This window comes from Vaccinium witches'-broom phytoplasma str. VAC, assembly GCF_000309405.1.
Taxonomy (GTDB): domain Bacteria; phylum Bacillota_I; class Bacilli_A; order Acholeplasmatales; family Acholeplasmataceae; genus Phytoplasma.
In genome coordinates this window covers 1-276 of the sequence record NZ_AKIN01000128.1, presented here as the reverse complement: position 1 = coordinate 276, position 276 = coordinate 1, and the positions used below count along the sequence as shown (strand labels likewise).

At 23.6% G+C, this 276-nt stretch carries 1 pseudogene; it reads left to right on the top strand.

The features are described from left to right. Positions 1–52: 52 nt before the first annotated feature. Positions 53–276 (top strand): annotated as a pseudogene (locus tag RI68_RS02200) (hypothetical protein); the annotation flags it as partial.

Here is a 276-nt window from a genome sequence, read left to right as displayed (position 1 = left end):
AAATGATCTTTCTGAAGAAGAAAAAAATAAAATTGAAAAAATAAAAAATAGTTTGAAAATTTCATTAAGTTTTTTAAATGAAGAACAAAAAGTAATTGACGAATACCAAAACAAATGCGATGATTATAATAAAAAAATAAGCCAACTTAACCCCCAAGATAAATTTGATAAAATAAAAATAAAATCCTTAACCGAACAACTTCAACGCGCCGAAGATTACAAAAAACTATTAGAAGAACGATATAAAGATGTCCAAAAACAATATCAAGATAATAT